This window comes from Glycomyces sp. MUSA5-2, assembly GCF_037034145.1.
GTDB lineage: Bacteria > Actinomycetota > Actinomycetes > Mycobacteriales > Micromonosporaceae > Glycomyces > Glycomyces artemisiae.
In genome coordinates this window covers 1,086,413-1,102,100 of the sequence record NZ_JBAGKG010000001.1, presented here as the reverse complement: position 1 = coordinate 1,102,100, position 15,688 = coordinate 1,086,413, and the positions used below count along the sequence as shown (strand labels likewise).

The window sequence follows — 15,688 nt, the reverse complement described above, 5'->3', positions numbered from 1 at the left end:
AGAGATGAACGGACGAGATGACTCCAGCTAGCGAGGACGCGCGCTACCCGGCCCGCCTGATCGACGACCAGCTCAGGCAGTCGAGGGCCCGCAGGCGCGGCTCGCTTGTGTCGACCGCGCTGCGGACCCGCTCGCCGGGCGGCAGATACCTGCTCGCCGCGGCCGCGACCAGGTCGATGACGCTGCACGAACTGCTCGCCGCCGCCCGCGAGGGACGCCGTGTGGACGCCGACCCCGAGGCCCTCGCGGACCTCGCCCGCGTCGTCGGCCTCCAGTTCGGGACCGCGGAGGACCGCGCGGACGCGCTCGCCCTGTTCGACCTGGCGCTGGAGCTCGGCGGCCCGAAGCGGATCGGCCCGCGCAGCGCCGCGGTCCACGCGCAGCTCGCGTACGCGGCGGGCGACGCCGAGGCGGTCCGGCGGCTGCTGCGCCGCTACCGGCACCTGCCCGCGCTGGAGCGCGACGCGCTCGCGGCGGACCTGGAGCACCCGGACGCGGGCGGCGACGAGCGCGCCTGGATCAAGTGCCTCGGGGCGCTGTGCGGGCACCCTGAACTCCGACTCGACCCCGACCGCTCGCTGCCGTGGTTCGACCGGCTCCGCGCCGAGGCCGCGCCCGGGAGCGTCGACGGTCCGAAGGTCTCGGTCGTCATGACCGCGTACCGGCCCGACCGGGCGCTGCTCACCGCCGTCGGATCGCTGCTCGACGGCACGTGGGCGAACCTCGAAGTGCTCGTCGTCGACGACGCCTCCGGACCCGAGTACGACCCGGTCCTGGACGCCGCCGCGGCTCTGGATGCGCGGGTCCGCGTGATCCGCAAGGACGTCAACGGCGGCACGTTCGCGGCCCGCAACACCGCCTTCGATGCGGCCACAGGCGATTTCATCACCGGCCTTGACTCCGACGACTGGGCCGCGCCCGGCCGCATCGCGCGCTCGATCGCCCCGCTCCTCGCCGACCCGGCGCTGCAACTCACCTACGGCGACGCGTTCCTGTGCAACGAGGACCTCACCGCGACCCGCCCCGGCCGGGTCCTCACCACCGCTTCGACGGCGTCGATGACGTTCCGCCGCAGCGCACTCGACCGCCTCGGCTACTACGACGAGATCCGCAAGGGCGCCGACACCGAACTCCTGCACCGCTTCTCGGCCGCCTACGGCGAGCACGCCGTCAAGCGCCTCCAGGTCACCGACACGATCATGCGCCAGGCGCCCGGGTCGCTGTCGCGCGAGGAGTTCGGGCCCGGCTGGAAGCACCCGTCCCGCCGCGCCTACCAGTCCTCCTATCCCTTGTGGCACAAGCAGATCGCCGCGGATGAAGCCGACCCGTACCTGCCGCGCCGCCCCGAGCCGCGCCCGTTCTGGGCCCCGTACCACGCGGCCGTCGCCCGCGCCGAGCAGCGGCGGCGGCGCTTCGACGTCGTGTTCTGCCTCGACTGGCGGCCCTTCGGCGGCCCCCAGAAGTCCACCATCGAGGAGATCAAAGCGCTTCGGGCCGAAGGCATGTCGGTCGCGGTCATGCACCTCGAATCGTGGCGGCACATGACCACCGAGGACCGGCCCATGTGCGAGCCGATCCAGCGGATGGTCAACGACGGCACGGTCGACCAGGTCCTGGTCACCGACGACGTCGCCTGCGACCTCCTCGTGCTGCGCTACCCGCCGATCCTCCAGTTCCGCTCCGGCGAGCGCTCCAGCGTGCGCCCCGACCGGATGATCGTGCTCGCCAACCAGGCCCCGGCCGAGCGCGACGGCAGCGACGTCCGCTACGACCCGGACGGCTGCCACGCCAACGCGACCGACATGTTCGGCACCGAGCCGCTGTGGGTCCCGCAGGGGCCGCAGGTCAGGGAGGCGCTGAGCGGCCTGACCGCGGGCCGCCTCGCCGAGTTCGACATGCCCGGCATCCTCGACACCGCCGACATCGCCCCCGCCCGCACCGGGTTCCGCTCCGTCCTGCCCGTGGTCGGGCGCCACTCCCGCGACGACCGCACCAAATGGCCCGCCGCGGAGGACCTGCCGCTCGTCTACCCGGGCGACGGCCGCTGGGACGTGCGCATCATGGGCGGCGTCAAGTCCATCCCGCAGATCACCGGCGAGCCCGTCCCGCCCGAGTGGACCTGTTACGGCTTCAACGAGACCGACGTGGACTCGTTCCTGTACCAGCTGGACTTCTGGATCTACTTCCCGCACCCGATGCAGTACGAGGCGTTCGGCCGCGCCGTCCTCGAAGCGCTCGCCGCCGGGTGCGTCGCCGTCCTCCCGCCGCGGTTCGAACCGGTCTTCGGCGACGCGGCCCTGTACTGCGAGCCCTCCGAAGTGGTCCCATTGGTGGACGGCCTGTACGCCGACCCCGAGCGGTACCTGGACCGCAGCGCCCTCGCCCAGCAGCGGGTGCGCGAGCGGTTCAGCCACGACTCCTACCGAAAGCTCGTGTCGGACCTGCTGGCCGACAGCCCCGTCCGAACCGCGTCAGCCTGACCGAGAGTGCGCCGATGAAGAAACTGCTCAAGGCCGTCCACCGCCGCCTCGGCCGGCCCTCGCCCGCCCGCGTCCTCGCCGTGCTCGCCGTCCTGGCCGCGGCGGGGCTCATGGCCGTCGCGCTGCTCGGGCCGCAGCGGCTCGTGTGGGCCGCGTCATTCGCGATGAGCCTCATCACCCTCGGCGGGCTGGCGCTGGTGTGGCGCGAGGCGAGGCAGGCCCGGCTCGAAGCCCGCGCCTCCGCCGAGCGCGCCGAAGTCACCTACCGCCGCATCCTCGCCGCGTTCGAGGTCGAGCGGCTCGCGGCCGAGCGCCGCCGGGCGGGGACCGACCGCGCTGCGTAACCTTCCGACCTGCGGGAGTACTGATCCGGAGGCATGACATTCCTCTCGGATCGGGCGAGGGTCAGCCTCTGCGACCGGACGGTAGTATTGGCGCGCCGTGTAATTCACCTGTTCCGGGAGGGCCGCCCCCATGGAGGAGCCGATCATTCAGGCTCGTGACCTCGGGATCTGCTTTGCGAAAGGCAAGCAGAAGAAAGGCCGGGTCAAGGACCTGTTCGTGCGGCGCGCCGCCAACAAGCAGGGTGCCCAGCAGCAGGACTTCTGGCCGCTGCGCCACGTCAACTTCGACATCTTCCCCGGCGACGCCGTCGGCATCATCGGACGCAACGGCACCGGCAAGTCGACGCTGCTGCGCCTCATCACCGGGGTCCTCATCCCCGACGAGGGCTACGTGCGCCGCGAAGGCCGCGTCGCGCCCCTCATCGCCCTGTCCGCCGGGTTCTCCGGCGAGCTCACCGGCCGCGAGAACGTCAACCTGGTGGCCGCCCTCCACGGCATGACCACCAAGGAGATCAAGGCGAAGTTCGACGAGATCGTCGACTTCTCCGAGCTCGAAGACTTCATCGACACGCCCGTCAAGTACTACTCCTCGGGCATGAAGGTCCGCCTCGGCTTCGGCGTCATCACGCAGCTCCCGCACCCGATCCTCCTGGTCGACGAGGCCCTCGCCGTCGGCGACGCCGCGTTCAAGCGCAAGTGCCAGCAGGTCATCGCCGGGCTCCTCAAGGAGGGCCGGACCCTCGTGTTCGTGTCCCACTCCGAAGGCGACCTGAAGAAGTACTGCGAGCGCGGCATCTTCCTCGACGCCGGGACCCTGGAGACCGACGGCACGGTCGAAGAGGCCCTCGCCGCCTACAAGGAGGCCGAGGCCCGCGACGCCAAGGCCAAGGAGGAGCGCAAGGCCCGCCGCGCCGCCGCGGCGGCGAAGGCCGCCGAGCAGGCCGCCCCCGTCCCGGCCCTCGTACCGGGAGCGGGCGAGGCGTGAGCCGGGCCGTCATCCTGCCGGCCCCGGGCGGCTTCGCCGACATCGATGAGGACCGCACGGTCCTCGACCGGCTCATCGCCCAGATCCGCGAGGCCGGCTGCGACGACGTCACCGTCCTCACCAGGCCCGGCACGGACCGGCCCGTCAAGGCGACCCAGCTCCCGTCGGCCGACGCCGACGCGGACCTGGCCCACCTCGGGGAGATCGCGTTCTCCGGCGACGGGCCCCTGTTCGTCGCCTGCGCCGACCTCGTGGCCTCCCAGACGACCGTCGCCGCCGTGCTCTCCGACTCCTCGCGCCGCTCCGGCGTCCTCGTCGGCGCCGACGACCCGACCGCGGCCACCGTCCTCGTCGAGCGCGGCCTCGTCACCGGCCCCGGCCCCGGGCAGACCCGCCTCGGCGGCCTCGCGAAGGTCTCCGCGGCGCACCTCGCCCGCCTGGAGCGGCACTGGCCGCGCCAGGCACGAGGGGACGCCTTCGAAGGCGTCCTCGCCGCGCTCCACGCCCGCGCCGTCCCCGTCAACGCCTACCGCACCTCGGGCCTGGAGCACCGCCAGGTCGCGACCGGCGAGGAGGCCCGCGAGGTCATCGCCGCGTTCGAGGCCGTCGACATGGACGCGTGGCGGCTCAAGAACGCCGTCAAGCACGACGACGACTTCTTCGCGACCTACGCCGTCTCGTCCTGGTCCCCGAAGCTCGTGAAGCTCTCGGCGCGCCTCGGCTGGACCCCGACGCCGATCACGTGGGTGTCGATCACGCTCGCCGTCGCCGCCGCCGGGATCTTCGCCACCGGCTGGTCCTGGTGGTACGTCGCCGCGGCGGCGCTCATGTACTTCAGCTTCGTCTTCGACTGCGTCGACGGCCAGCTGGCCCGGTACACCCAGAACTTCTCCTCGTTCGGCGGCTGGCTCGACATGATGGCCGACCGCTCGAAGGAGTTCCTCATCTACGCGGGCCTCGCCGCGGGCGCCGTCGCGGGCGGCGCCTCCGCTCCGGCCGCGTGGGGACTCGCCATCGCCGCCATGGCGACCCAGACCGTCAGGCACACCGCCGACACCTGGTACGCCGTGCTCCTCGACACCGCCGTGGTCCGCCAGGCCCGCAAGCGCGAGTCGGCGCCGCCCTCGGGCCGCGCCGCGCACCTCGGCGAACGCCTCGGCTCCGCTTCCGAGCAGGTCATGGGCGCGCACCGCTCGGTCCTGTACTGGGCCAAGCGGACCATCGTGGCGCCCGTCGGCGAGCGGTGGCTGCTGCTCGCCGTCGCCGCCGTCGCGTTCGGGCCGCAGACCGCCATCGCGGCGCTCCTGTGCTGGCAGCTCCTCGCCCTCGGGTACACGACCGCGGGCCGCACGCTCCGGTCCCTCGCGGCCCGGACCGCGGCCCTGCGCCGCCCCGACCGGTCCGCGCACCGCGACGACGGGCCGATCGCCCGCCTCGCCCCGCGCGCCCGCTTCGGCGGCGACATGACGCCGTTCGCCGCGACCGCCGCCGCCGTCCTCGCCGCCGGTGCCGCCGTGCTCGCCGCGGCCCTCGGGACGCCCCCGTGGGTCCCGTTCGGGCTCGCCGCGCTCGCGCTGGTCCTGGCCGGGTCGGTGGCCCGCACCGACCACGAGGGCATCCTCGACTGGTACATCCCGGCCGGGCTGCGCGCCGTCGAGCTCGGCGCGATCTGCGCCGCCGGGATCGCCGCCGAGGTCGCCTGGCCGGTCCTGTACCTGCTGCTCACCGTGATCGCCCTGTACTTCTACGACCTCGCCGCGGGCCTCGACAAGGCCGCCTCGCCGGTGGCCCGCCGGGACCTCGGCCTCGGCTGGCCCGTGCGCAGCCTCATCGCGCTCGTCGCCGCGGCCGTCGCCGTCGCGACCGGGCCCGTAGTGGCCACAGTGGTCTACGGAGTGCTCGCGGTGTACGTCGCGTCGGTGTTCGTCGGCGCGGTCGTGGCCGGCACGGTCCGCGCCTCGCGCGCCGCGGCCGCCTGAGGCGAACCCGCTTCCGCCCGCACCTCATTGACTTCCAAGCGAACTCGTTCGGCGTACATGTCCGTACGGGCGGGCGGCGCTCGCTTTGCGCGACTAAGGTGTACGTGTGCGCAAGTGTGGGCTCCGGCGTCTGGTGCTCGTCGCGTCCGTGATCGGGGCGGTGGGCGTGCTCTCCCTGCCCTGGTACGGCGCCGGAACCGGACCCGAAGGCGAATCCATATCCCATGTGGACTGGGTGAACGCCGACGAGACCAACCCGTGGCCGCCCGGCACCGACCTCACCGAGAGCCCCAGCTACGACGGCGACGGCACCGCCGACGGCGATGACGACGGCACCGACGGTGACGGGGAGCCCGGCGGCGACGGCCCCACAGGCGAGGCGGGCGAGCCCGGCTCGGGCCCCGTGGACGGCGGCTCCGGCGACGCGAAGGACGGCGGCCTCCTCGGCCTCTCGTTCCCCGTGCAGGCCGGCATGAGCGTCGGCCTCCTCGCGCTCGCGTTCCTGGCGCTGCTGCCGGGCCGCAGGATGCCCGCGGACCTCCGCTGAGCTACAGCGCCGAGTACGTGTAGCCGCGCCGCTCGAACTCGGCGAGGATCGATTCGAGGGCCCCGCACATGTCCTTCTGGTTCGACGCGCCGTCGTGCAGCAGGATGATCGCGCCGGGCTTCGAGGCGTCGAGCACGCGGGTCTTGATCTGCGACTCGGTCGTCGCGTTGTCCCAGTCCGAGGGGTCCACGGCCCAGTGCAACGACTCCATGCCCATGTCGGCGGCCACGCCGATCGCCCGCTCGGTCCACTGGCCGCCCGGGTGGCGGAAGTACTCGATGGTCGCGCCGGGCGCGGCCTTCGTGATGGCGTCATTGGTGCGCTGAAGGTTCGCGCGGATCTCCTCCTCGCTCCACGTGCCGAGGTCGAACTCGTGGTACCAGGAGTGGTTGCACAGCGTGTGGCCCTCGCGCACGATGTCGGCGACGAGCTCGGGGTAGGCCTCCGCGTAGGCGCCGATGAGGCAGAACGTGGCCTTGATGCCGCGCTCGCGGAGCATGTCGAGGACCTTCGGCGTCCATTCGGGGGACGGCCCGTCGTCGAAGGTGAGGGCGACCGAGTCGTCGCCGGTGTGGTTGCGGGTCCCCAGGGGCCCGTCGTACGTGTTCGACGCGGGCTCGGCGGCAGGGGCCGAGGAGGGCGCGCCGGGGGCCTCGGAGGACGGCGACGGCGAGGCGCTGGTCTCGGCAGGGTCCTCGGCGGCGGTCGTCTCGGAGGCCGGGTCGGAGTCGTCCGCGGTGTCGGGGGACTCCCCGTCGTCCTCGGCGGGGGACGAGGGGGCCTCGCTGCCGGTAGGCTCGGTCGCGGTCAGGGTCCCCGCGGGCGGCGCGTCGCCCTCGGGCCACATCCAGGCGAGCAGGAGCAGCGCGAGCAGCGCTGCCGCGATGCCGAACTTGTGGCGTCCCATGCGGAGATTGTAGGCGTCCCGGGCCATCTGTCCGGTGATTCGAGGAGTGGCGATGCGACTGGTCGTGGGAATGACGGGTGCGACGGGCGCGGTGTTCGGGGTGCGCCTGCTCGAAGCGCTCCGCGCGACCGGCACGGTCGAGACGCACCTGGTGATGAGCCGCTGGGCGCGCACCACGCTGCGGCTGGAGACGGACTACGAGCCCGCCGACGTCGCGGCGCTCGCGGACTTCACATGGGGCCCCGCGGAGCAGGCCGCGCCGATCTCCTCGGGGTCGTTCCGCACCGACGGCATGGTCATCGCGCCGTGCTCGATGAAGACCGTCGCGGCGGTGCGCACCGGCTACACGGAGGGGCTCATCGGGCGGGCCGCCGACGTGACGCTGAAGGAGCGGCGCCGCCTCGTGCTCCTCGCGCGCGAGTCGCCGCTCTCGGAGATCCACCTGGAGAACCTGCTCGCGCTCTCGCGGATGGGCGCGGTCGTGCTCCCGCCGGTCCCCGCGTTCTACAACCGGCCCGAGACGATCGACGACATCGTGGACCACGTGGTGGCCCGCACCCTCGACCAGTTCGGGCTCGACTACGCCAAGGCGCGGCGCTGGGACGGCTTGGGCGACAATGGTTCCAATGCACCCTTGGACGACGATGCCCCCTTGGGGGACGAGGAGTAGCCGGTGGACACCCTGATGTGGGAGGCCAAGGCCGCCGAGGGCCGCGGCGCGGAACTGCTGCGCTGGGTCCTCGACGAGGGCGTGCGCGCGATCGCCGACCCCGCGGTCCGCACCGAAGTGTTCGTCGCGGGCGACCGCGTCGTCGTGATCGCGGTCGCCGACGAGCCTCCGCGCCGCCTCCCGGACCCGCCGGAGGAGCTCATCGCGCGGGCCCCGCACGCGTGGCCGTTCACGCGGGTGAACATCGCGACTTAGCGGCCGATGCCCTGGTATGTCCAGCCGTGCTTGCGCCACTGCTCCGGGTCGTAGGCGTTCATGCCGTCGAGGAGGCGGCGCTCGGCGACCTGGCGGCCCAGGGCCTCGGGGTCGAGGGTGCGGAACTCCTCCCACGGGACCATCGCGCACACCACGTCGGCGCCCGCCACGGCCTCGGCGAGGGTCTTCACGAACGACAGCTCCGGCGCGAACGCCTTCGCGTTCTCCAGGCCCTCCGGGTCGTAGACCACGACGTCGGCGCGCGCCGCGCGCAGGCGGCGGGCGATGTCGAGGGCGGGGGAGTCGCGGATGTCGTCGGTGTCGGGCTTGAACGTCGCGCCCAGGTAGGCGATGCGCACGCCCGACAGGTCCGGCCCGTTCGGGCCCGGCGTGCGCCCCACGAGATTCGCCACGGACCGCACGGTGTGCGCGCGGCGGCGGGTGTTCACGGCGTCGACCTCGTCGAGGAACCGGAACGACTCGCCCACGCCGAGCTCGCCCGCGCGCGCCGAGAGCGCCCGGATGTCCTTCGGCAGGCAGCCGCCGCCGAAGCCGATGCCGGCGCGCAGGAACTTGTTGCCGATGCGCTGGTCGTAGCCGATGGCCTTCGCCAGGTCGGCGACGTCGCCGCCGGTGACCTCGCACAGGTCGGCCATCGCGTTGATGAAGGAGATCTTGGTCGACAGGAACGCGTTCGCCGCGACCTTCACCAGCTCCGCGGTCGCCAGGTCGGTCTCGACGACCGGCACTTCGCGGTCCTCGACCGCGGCGAGCTCCAGGAGGCCGCGGTGGACGTCCTTGAGCAGGTCGGAGGCCCACTCGGACTGGGCGGCGTAGACGATCCGGTTGGGGCGCAGCACGTCGTGCATCGCGTTCGACTCCTGGAGGAACTCCGGGCTCCACCCGACCTCGACGCCCAGGCCCTCGGGGGCGTGGCGGTCGACGAGCTCCTGGACCCACTGCGCGGTGCCCACGGGCACGGTCGACTTGCCGACGATGAGGACCTTGCGCGTCAGGTGCTGCGCGAGGTCGACCACCGAGGACTCGATGTAGGACAGGTCCGCGCGGTGCTCGCCCTTGAGCTGGGGGGTGCCGACGCAGATGAAGTGGACGTCGGCGAAGTCGGCGACGGCCTTGATGTCCGTGGTGAACCGCAGGCGCCCCGTGTCGAGGTTCTTCTTCAGCAGCTCGGGCAGGCCCGGCTCGTGGATCGGGAGGACTCCGGAGGCCAGGGCCTCGATCTTCGGGGAGTCGACGTCGTACCCGATCACCTCGTAGCCCAGTTCCGCGAAGCAGATCGCGTAGGTCGCCCCGAGGTAGCCGCAGCCCAGGAAGGAGATGCGGGGACGGGTCGTCGGGTTCTGCGAGGGGGTCTGGTTCGCGTTGGCCATCAGATGCGTGCCCTGTCTGTAGATCGGTGCAGTGCTGGTCGGTGCGGGTCCGGGGTGCTGCGGCGCCCGTACACATGATCCCGCATCGCGCGGCGACCTCGAATTGTACGTGAACGTCCCTATGGCCTGCGCCATCGTATATTCAGCTCCACGCTTGAACTTCCGATGACGTTGCGGGGAAGCCGCGGATAATTCACGGTGTCGGCCGTCACCGGTCGGACGGTCCATGGGCTACACTCGGCGGGTATTACCGACGAGTAACAATTACGCAGGGACACTGCGCAGAGACACTGCCGGGAGCCATCGATGTCCACCGGGTTCAGCCCCTATCAGCTGCCAGAAGAGTACGACGACATCCGCGCCGCGACCCGCTCGGTCTGCGACGCCGGGGTCGCCCCGCACGCCGCCGAGGCCGACGAGACCGCGACGTTCCCCGAGCAGTCCTACGAGGCCCTCAAGTCCGCCGACCTCCACGCCCCGCACATCCCCGCCGAGTACGGCGGCGCGGGCATCGACGCGCTCGGCACCGCCATCGTCATCGAAGAGGTCGCCCGCGCGTGCGCGTCCTCCTCGCTCATCCCCGCGGTCAACAAGCTCGGGTCCCTCCCGGTCCTCCTCGACGGCTCCGAAGACCTCAAGCGCCGCTACCTGCCGCCCGTCGCGGCCGGGGACGCGATGTTCTCCTACTGCCTCTCCGAGCCCGAGGCGGGCTCCGACGCCGCCTCGATGACGACCCGGGCCGTCAAGGACGGCGACGGGTGGGTCCTCGACGGCGTCAAGCGCTGGATCACCAACGCGGGCGTCAGCGAGTACTACACGGTCTTCGCCGTCACCGAGCCCGGCAAGGGCCCCAAGGGGATCTCCGCGTTCGTGGTCGAGAAGAACGACGCGGGCGTGTCCTTCGGCAAGCCCGAGAAGAAGCTCGGTATCAAGGGCTCCCCGACCGCGGAGGTCTACTTCGACGGCGTGCGCCTGCCCGCCGACCGGCTCATCGGCCAAGAGGGCCAGGGGTTCTCGCTCGCCATGCGCACCCTCGACCACACCCGCGTCACCATCGCCGCGCAGGCCCTCGGCATCGCCCAGGGCGCCCTCGACGCGGCCACCGCCTACGCCGCCGAGCGGGAGCAGTTCGGCAAGCCGATCGCCGCGTTCCAGGGCGTCCAGTTCCTCCTCGCCGACGCCGCCATGAAGATCAGCGCCGCAAGGGAGCTCACCTACGCCGCCGCCGCCCGCTCCGAGCGCAGCGACGCCGACCTCACCTACTTCGGCGCCGCCGCCAAGTGCTTCGCCTCCGACGCCGCCATGCAGATCACCACCGACATGGTCCAGGTCCTCGGCGGATACGGCTACACCCGCGACTTCCCCCTGGAGCGCATGATGCGCGACGCCAAGATCACCCAGATCTACGAGGGCACCAACCAGGTCCAGCGCATCGTCATCGCCCGGGAGCTCCAGCGCGGCAACGCGTTCTAGACCGATCGAGGGAGCAGCAGGCGGGTCCGTTCAGGGCCCGCCTCTTTCTATGCCTCGGCTTCGATGCGTTCGGCGCGCTGCTCGGGGAGTTCGGGGGCGGGGCGCTTGCGGGGGCCGGTGAGGGCGACGGCCCAGACGGCGGCGAGGGCGAGGTAGGCGGCGGCGACGAGCGGCCAGGGGAGGGCGAGGCCCGCGAGGAGGGCGCGGAGGTGGAGGGCGACGGCGAGCATGCCGATCGTGGCCGTGAGCTTCGCGGGCGGGATGCGGCCGGTGAGCCACGCGGCGAACGGGGCCGCGACGGCGCCGCCGAGCGCGAGGCCCTCGGCGAGGGGCATGCCCACGGAAAGAGACTGCGGGGCGAAGATCCAGAAGCCGAGGAGCGCGGCCGCGGCGGCGGAGGTCTGGCCGACCGCGGCCGAGCCGACCGCGCGGCGCGGTTCGAGGCGGGAGACGGCGAGGAGGACGGGCACCGTGACCGGGCCCCAGCCGCCGGAGACCGCTCCGGCGAAGCCGCCGACGAGGCCCGCGGGGAGCGTGAAGCCGGTGCGGGCCGGACCGAGGGGGAGCCGCCCGTGGTAGCCGCGCCAGGCGAGGACCGCGCCGACCGCGATGAGGGCGGCGCTGGCGACGGGGGTGGCGCCGTCGAGTCCGGCGAGGGACGCCAGCGCCCAGGCCCCGGCGAAGCCGCCGACAGCGCCGGCGGCGGCGAGGCGGATCGCGGTGGGCCAGTGGACGTTCCCGAAGCGGGTGTGCGCGGCCGCGGCCATCACGCCGGAGACCAGGGAGGCGGAGGCGAGCGCGGCGGCGGCCACGACGGGCGCGAGGCCGATCCCGGTGAGCATCGCGGCCGCGACGGTGCCGAAGCCCATGCCCAGGGCGCCGTCGACGAGCTGGGCGACGAGGCCCGCCGCCGCGGCGGAGGCGACGGCGATCGAGACGGGCACGTGCGGCTCCCTCCGGTTCGGACGGCACCAGGATAGAACGGCGCCGCGAGTGCTCCCGCGGGCGTCCGGCGGGGCCGGCGCGGGCGTCCCCGCGCGCCTCCGGCATGCCGGATCAGAGGCGCCCGCCACCCGGTGAGGGGCCGGATGCGCTGGGCGAGACCAGGGTCATAGCGTGGGGGAACGGTCCTGGTTACGCTCGCGTAGCCCCTACCGGCAACCAGCCTGCGCGACACACAGGCTTTCGAGCAATGCAGAGGAGCATTCGATGGGTAAGAAGGTCACGGTCGTCGGCGCCGGTTTCTACGGCTCCACCACCGCCCAGCGCCTGGCCGAGTACGACGTCTTCGACGAGGTCGTCCTCACCGACATCGTCGACGGCAAGCCCGAGGGCATCGCCCTGGACATGAACCAGTCCCGCACCATCGAGGGCTTCGAGACCAAGGTCGTCGGGGCCACGACCGACAACGACGGCAACGGCTACGAGAAGACCGCCGGGTCCGACGTCATCGTCATCACCGCGGGCCTCCCGCGCAAGCCCGGCATGAGCCGCATGGACCTCCTCGAAGTGAACGCCCGCATCGTCCGCGGCGTCACCGAGAACCTCGTCAAGCACTCCCCGAACGCCGTCATCATCGTGGTCTCGAACCCGCTCGACGAGATGACCGCCCTCGCGCAGCTCGCCTCCGGCTTCCCCAAGCACCGGGTCCTGGGCCAGGCGGGCATGCTCGACACCGCCCGCTTCACGAACTTCGTGGCCGAGGAGCTCCAGGTCCCCGTCAAGTCGGTGACGACCCTGACGCTCGGCTCGCACGGCGACACCATGGTGCCCGTCCCCTCGCAGTCGTCGGTCGACGGCAAGCCGCTCGCCGAGCTCCTCCCGGCCGACAAGGTCGAGGAGCTGGTGACCAAGACCCGCAACGGCGGCGCCGAGATCGTGGCGCTGCTCAAGACCGGCTCGGCGTACTACGCGCCGTCGGCCGCGGCAGCCCGCATGGCGAAGGCCGTCGCCGAGGACTCCGGCGCGGTCATGCCCGTGTGCGCGTGGGTCGACGGCGAGTACGGGATCTCCGGCGTCTACCTGGGCGTCAACGCGAAGATCGGCGCCGAGGGCGTCAAGGAGGTCGTCGAGACCCCGCTGACGGACGGCGAGCTGGCGAACCTGAAGGAGGCCGCCGAGGCCGTCCGCGCCAAGCAGGCCGACGTCGCCGAATTGTGATTTGGCGTCGCAGGTAGATAGCTAAATGCCCCCGGCCACACGGTCGGGGGCATTCGTCGTCTTGGGCTACCGCCGCTTGGCCGACGCCAGCAGGCTCGTGAAATCAGCAGGCGTCATGTCGAACACCGGAGACTCCTCGTTGAGCTTCGAGTCCCGGACTTGAAAGCCGTTCCCCTCGGAGCGGGCCTCAACGCAGTTGTTGTTAGCGCCACTCCGACTTGACTTACGCCATGTGCTCATCGCGCTACTCCTCCATCAGGATCGACAGTTGACGCGTCGCACTAAATGTACGTCGGAAGTGCGCAACCGTCGCAGGGCCCTCCTCGAACCGGATGCCGTCTCGGGACTCCAGGTAGACGACATCCGGGTCCTCCTCGTCGGGGAAGTCCAAGATCATGTAGGAGCTGTCCATGGAGGCGTGCATACCGGCATCGAACGGCAGCACGCGCACATCGACGTTAGGCCGCTCAGCCTCGCTTCTAAGGCGTTCGCGCTGGCCGGGGGTCATACCGCGCCGGAGCACGGCCTCGTTGAGCACCACGATGATCCCAGGGGCCGGGTCGCGCGCCCAGAACCGGACTTGCCGTTGCTCGCGGAGCTTCACGGCCTCGTCGGTGATGCCATCGATGCTCCTCATGTAGTCGAGCGATTGGAACCAGCCGGGGACGAGTTCGCTCGCGTAGATGAAGATCCGGTCCGACACTTGCTCAAGTTCGAGCAGCAGGGCGAAGTCCTTGACCATCGAAGTCGTGAACGGCTCCCACCAGCCAGGCTCTAGCGACTCACGGGCCATGCGGACGAGTTCGGCGACGAGGTCTTCCGGTGCTCCGTAGAGCCGGGCCAGCTCTTGAATCTCCGGCCAGGAGAGTTCGGGTTGCTTCCCGCCCTCGATGTCGTACAACTTGGACTTCCCCATGATCTTCGCGCGCAGTATGGCGTTCACGGTCTTACCGGAATCGAGGCGGAGGCGTCGAAGGTGTCGGCCGAGCTGTCGGCGCTTGAGCATGGCTCCCATGCCCGAACACATTGCCATGACTTGGGCCGCAGTGGAATGTCGCGGAGGCTCGAAACCGGTGTCCGATCTCCGGACGTTCCACAAGAGACTACTTTGAGCTTCCGCAACGCGGAAGGTGTGTCCTCGCCCCGACCTCCGTAGCGTCGATGTCATGGCCTCCGATGCTGTCCACACACCCGCCGACGACAACGGCGGCAGGTGTGGAGAGTGTCAACAAGAGTGGCCCTGTGAGGCGGTAGTGCGAACATGCAACGGCTGATGGAAGAGTGGAGCAAACCCGAGGCCATCGAGAGCGCCAAGCGCACGATGCGTCGCCACTTTCCCGACACCGAGACAGGCAAGTGCCGGGGGTGTGAGTTCGACGGGGTTCGGAACGTCGACTTCCCATGCGTGCATTACAAGATCGCCCAGGTGATAGCCGAAGGTCCCCAGCGTCCGAACTGGTAACCCAGCCCACTCGATACGGGGTGCGTGCGAGGCCACACCGGGGATATCCAACGCAAGCGGGCCCCTTAAGCATCAATTCTCCCGGCTTCACTTCAAGATGTGCCTTCTCGTCCCCGTCATGGCTCGAATCTCGCTACTTTGAGGTTGCTATGGAGGCATAGCGATCACGAAGGGATGCAGCCATGTCAGGCAACGGAGAACCAGACCTAGATGCCGAATGGGCATCAATCGCCAAGGCCGAGACTCGGAAGTACCTCGATGATGAGTATCTGGCCCTCAAGCAAATATGGCCCGAAGTCGAACGAACTTGCCAAAAGATCGAAGCCCTCCAGAGAAACATCGAAAGTGGCAAGGTTGATCGGTGGGAGTTGACGAGGATCATCAACAAGTACGACATCACGGCCGTGCCGTTGATTATCGAACCCGAAGACTCGCGGTACTTCGAATAGAACGATTCCAGCCCCGGCATCAATTGCCTGCTCCATACAGTCCTAAAGGTTAACTAAAATCATCATTGTGAGCGAGTTGACAGTGATTGATAGTTAGCATTTAGCATGGATATATGAAAGAAACACGATTCGGAAGGCAGCCAGCTCACGCCATCCTCAAATACAAAGGATACGGAGCAATCGAGAAATGCGCGGTAGACATCGAAGTCAATCGCATGTCGCTCCGTGACGCACTTCTCGGGCGGCACCGGCCCGGTATGGGCATTCGCGAACGGCTCCCCGAGTACCTCGGTGTCCCGCTCGAAGAACTTTTCACAGAGGAGTCGTTGGGCGGCCCCAACCCGCTTAAGAAAGAGACAGAAGAATGAACGGTAGGCAGGTAGATCGGGCGTACTTCGAGGAGAAGATGCGCCGTACGGACTTCTTGGAGGACATTTGGCAGCTCGGGCTCCTCACCCAGGAAGCCGCAGCCGAGATCTACGAGAAGTTGATCATGGAGATGCCGAAAGAAGAATACCGCCTCCAAGGCTAAACGATGGGGCCTCCAGAAGGCATTGGAGGCCCCATCGCAACTGCTCAACCAGAA

General features: G+C 70.4%; 18 protein-coding genes. 13 read left to right on the top strand and 5 right to left on the bottom strand.

The window, feature by feature from the left end:
- The first annotated feature begins 17 nt into the window (after positions 1-17).
- The 5 genes from WA640_RS05200 to WA640_RS05180 all read left to right on the top strand — a co-directional run bounded on the left by WA640_RS05200 (position 18) and on the right by WA640_RS05180 (position 6,335).
- The gene (locus WA640_RS05200; RefSeq protein ID WP_335986432.1) at positions 18-2,480 is read left to right on the top strand and encodes a glycosyltransferase; all 2,463 of its coding nucleotides are present in this window, start codon (positions 18-20) and stop codon (positions 2,478-2,480) included.
- Positions 2,481-2,494: 14 nt separating this feature from the next.
- Positions 2,495-2,824: a hypothetical protein gene (locus WA640_RS05195; RefSeq protein WP_106364056.1), complete on the top strand. Its 330-nt coding sequence runs from the start codon at positions 2,495-2,497 to the stop codon at positions 2,822-2,824.
- Positions 2,825-2,954: 130 nt separating this feature from the next.
- Positions 2,955-3,809 carry an ABC transporter ATP-binding protein gene (locus tag WA640_RS05190; RefSeq protein WP_106364055.1) on the top strand — a complete coding sequence of 285 codons (855 nt, stop codon included), beginning with the start codon at positions 2,955-2,957 and terminating at the stop codon, positions 3,807-3,809.
- Positions 3,806-5,788: a CDP-alcohol phosphatidyltransferase family protein gene (locus tag WA640_RS05185; RefSeq protein WP_335986431.1), complete on the top strand. Its 1,983-nt coding sequence runs from the start codon at positions 3,806-3,808 to the stop codon at positions 5,786-5,788. Before WA640_RS05190 ends, WA640_RS05185 begins: the two co-directional genes overlap by 4 nt.
- Positions 5,789-5,894: 106 nt before the next feature.
- Positions 5,895-6,335: a hypothetical protein gene (locus WA640_RS05180; RefSeq protein WP_146148060.1), complete on the top strand. Its 441-nt coding sequence runs from the start codon at positions 5,895-5,897 to the stop codon at positions 6,333-6,335.
- Position 6,336: 1 nt separating this feature from the next.
- Here WA640_RS05180 and WA640_RS05175 read toward each other — a convergent pair whose 3' ends face one another.
- The gene (locus WA640_RS05175) at positions 6,337-7,242 is read right to left on the bottom strand and encodes a polysaccharide deacetylase family protein (RefSeq protein ID WP_335986430.1); all 906 of its coding nucleotides are present in this window, start codon (positions 7,240-7,242) and stop codon (positions 6,337-6,339) included.
- Between the two features lie 52 nt (positions 7,243-7,294).
- Between WA640_RS05175 and WA640_RS05170 the strand changes: the two genes are divergently transcribed.
- Both WA640_RS05170 and WA640_RS05165 read left to right on the top strand, forming a co-directional pair.
- Positions 7,295-7,912, top strand: a complete 618-nt coding sequence (locus WA640_RS05170; protein ID WP_335986429.1) for a UbiX family flavin prenyltransferase — start codon at positions 7,295-7,297, stop codon at positions 7,910-7,912.
- A gap of 3 nt (positions 7,913-7,915) precedes the next feature.
- A complete protein-coding gene (locus WA640_RS05165; RefSeq protein ID WP_335986427.1) occupies positions 7,916-8,167 on the top strand; it encodes a hypothetical protein in 252 nt (83 codons plus the stop codon).
- Here WA640_RS05165 and WA640_RS05160 read toward each other — a convergent pair.
- Entirely contained in the window at positions 8,164-9,558 is a 1,395-nt protein-coding gene (locus tag WA640_RS05160; RefSeq protein ID WP_219926722.1) for a UDP-glucose dehydrogenase family protein, read from the bottom strand. The two genes, WA640_RS05165 and WA640_RS05160, sit on opposite strands and share 4 nt — an antisense overlap.
- Before the next feature lie 306 nt (positions 9,559-9,864).
- Between WA640_RS05160 and WA640_RS05155 the strand changes: the two genes are divergently transcribed.
- Positions 9,865-11,031, top strand: a complete 1,167-nt coding sequence (locus WA640_RS05155; RefSeq protein WP_106364049.1) for an acyl-CoA dehydrogenase family protein — start codon at positions 9,865-9,867, stop codon at positions 11,029-11,031.
- Between the two features lie 47 nt (positions 11,032-11,078).
- On the opposite strand, the gene WA640_RS05150 is transcribed toward WA640_RS05155, so the two are convergent.
- Positions 11,079-11,975: a sulfite exporter TauE/SafE family protein gene (locus WA640_RS05150; protein ID WP_335986425.1), complete on the bottom strand. Its 897-nt coding sequence runs from the start codon at positions 11,973-11,975 to the stop codon at positions 11,079-11,081.
- Positions 11,976-12,240: 265 nt separating this feature from the next.
- Here WA640_RS05150 and mdh point away from each other — a divergent pair, with 265 nt between their 5' ends.
- Positions 12,241-13,191: a malate dehydrogenase gene (mdh, locus tag WA640_RS05145; RefSeq protein ID WP_335986423.1), complete on the top strand. Its 951-nt coding sequence runs from the start codon at positions 12,241-12,243 to the stop codon at positions 13,189-13,191.
- A gap of 66 nt (positions 13,192-13,257) precedes the next feature.
- Here mdh and WA640_RS05140 read toward each other — a convergent pair whose 3' ends face one another.
- Entirely contained in the window at positions 13,258-13,431 is a 174-nt protein-coding gene (locus tag WA640_RS05140) for a DUF397 domain-containing protein (protein WP_335986422.1), read from the bottom strand.
- 4 nt (positions 13,432-13,435) lie between these two features.
- The gene (locus WA640_RS05135; protein WP_335986420.1) at positions 13,436-14,206 is read right to left on the bottom strand and encodes a helix-turn-helix domain-containing protein; all 771 of its coding nucleotides are present in this window, start codon (positions 14,204-14,206) and stop codon (positions 13,436-13,438) included.
- 246 nt (positions 14,207-14,452) lie between these two features.
- On the opposite strand from WA640_RS05135, the gene WA640_RS05130 reads away from it, so the two are divergent.
- The 4 genes from WA640_RS05130 (at position 14,453) to WA640_RS05115 (ending at position 15,634) form a co-directional block, all read left to right on the top strand.
- Positions 14,453-14,653, top strand: coding sequence for a hypothetical protein (locus WA640_RS05130; RefSeq protein WP_335986419.1), 201 nt, complete (start codon positions 14,453-14,455; stop codon positions 14,651-14,653).
- Between the two features lie 182 nt (positions 14,654-14,835).
- Positions 14,836-15,102, top strand: coding sequence for a hypothetical protein (locus WA640_RS05125; RefSeq protein ID WP_335986418.1), 267 nt, complete (start codon positions 14,836-14,838; stop codon positions 15,100-15,102).
- Between the two features lie 113 nt (positions 15,103-15,215).
- Positions 15,216-15,470, top strand: a complete 255-nt coding sequence (locus WA640_RS05120; protein WP_335986417.1) for a hypothetical protein — start codon at positions 15,216-15,218, stop codon at positions 15,468-15,470.
- Entirely contained in the window at positions 15,467-15,634 is a 168-nt protein-coding gene (locus WA640_RS05115) for a hypothetical protein (RefSeq protein WP_335986416.1), read from the top strand. Before WA640_RS05120 ends, WA640_RS05115 begins: the two co-directional genes overlap by 4 nt.
- Positions 15,635-15,688 lie beyond the last annotated feature (54 nt).

Bases quoted from the DNA above. Each gene is read 5' to 3' on its own strand.
- WA640_RS05200 (WP_335986432.1), top strand. From the start codon at position 18: ATGACTCCAGCTAGCGAGGACGCGCGCTACCCGGCCCGCCTGATCGAC.
- WA640_RS05195 (WP_106364056.1), top strand. From the start codon at position 2,495: ATGAAGAAACTGCTCAAGGCCGTCCACCGCCGCCTCGGCCGGCCCTCG.
- WA640_RS05190 (WP_106364055.1), top strand. From the start codon at position 2,955: ATGGAGGAGCCGATCATTCAGGCTCGTGACCTCGGGATCTGCTTTGCG.
- WA640_RS05175 (WP_335986430.1), bottom strand. From the start codon at position 7,242: ATGGGACGCCACAAGTTCGGCATCGCGGCAGCGCTGCTCGCGCTGCTC.
- WA640_RS05170 (WP_335986429.1), top strand. From the start codon at position 7,295: ATGCGACTGGTCGTGGGAATGACGGGTGCGACGGGCGCGGTGTTCGGG.
- WA640_RS05160 (WP_219926722.1), bottom strand. From the start codon at position 9,558: ATGGCCAACGCGAACCAGACCCCCTCGCAGAACCCGACGACCCGTCCC.
- WA640_RS05155 (WP_106364049.1), top strand. From the start codon at position 9,865: ATGTCCACCGGGTTCAGCCCCTATCAGCTGCCAGAAGAGTACGACGAC.
- mdh (WP_335986423.1), top strand. From the start codon at position 12,241: ATGGGTAAGAAGGTCACGGTCGTCGGCGCCGGTTTCTACGGCTCCACC.
- WA640_RS05140 (WP_335986422.1), bottom strand. From the start codon at position 13,431: ATGAGCACATGGCGTAAGTCAAGTCGGAGTGGCGCTAACAACAACTGC.
- WA640_RS05135 (WP_335986420.1), bottom strand. From the start codon at position 14,206: ATGGGAGCCATGCTCAAGCGCCGACAGCTCGGCCGACACCTTCGACGC.
- WA640_RS05130 (WP_335986419.1), top strand. From the start codon at position 14,453: ATGCAACGGCTGATGGAAGAGTGGAGCAAACCCGAGGCCATCGAGAGC.
- WA640_RS05125 (WP_335986418.1), top strand. From the start codon at position 14,836: ATGTCAGGCAACGGAGAACCAGACCTAGATGCCGAATGGGCATCAATC.
- WA640_RS05120 (WP_335986417.1), top strand. From the start codon at position 15,216: ATGAAAGAAACACGATTCGGAAGGCAGCCAGCTCACGCCATCCTCAAA.
- WA640_RS05115 (WP_335986416.1), top strand. From the start codon at position 15,467: ATGAACGGTAGGCAGGTAGATCGGGCGTACTTCGAGGAGAAGATGCGC.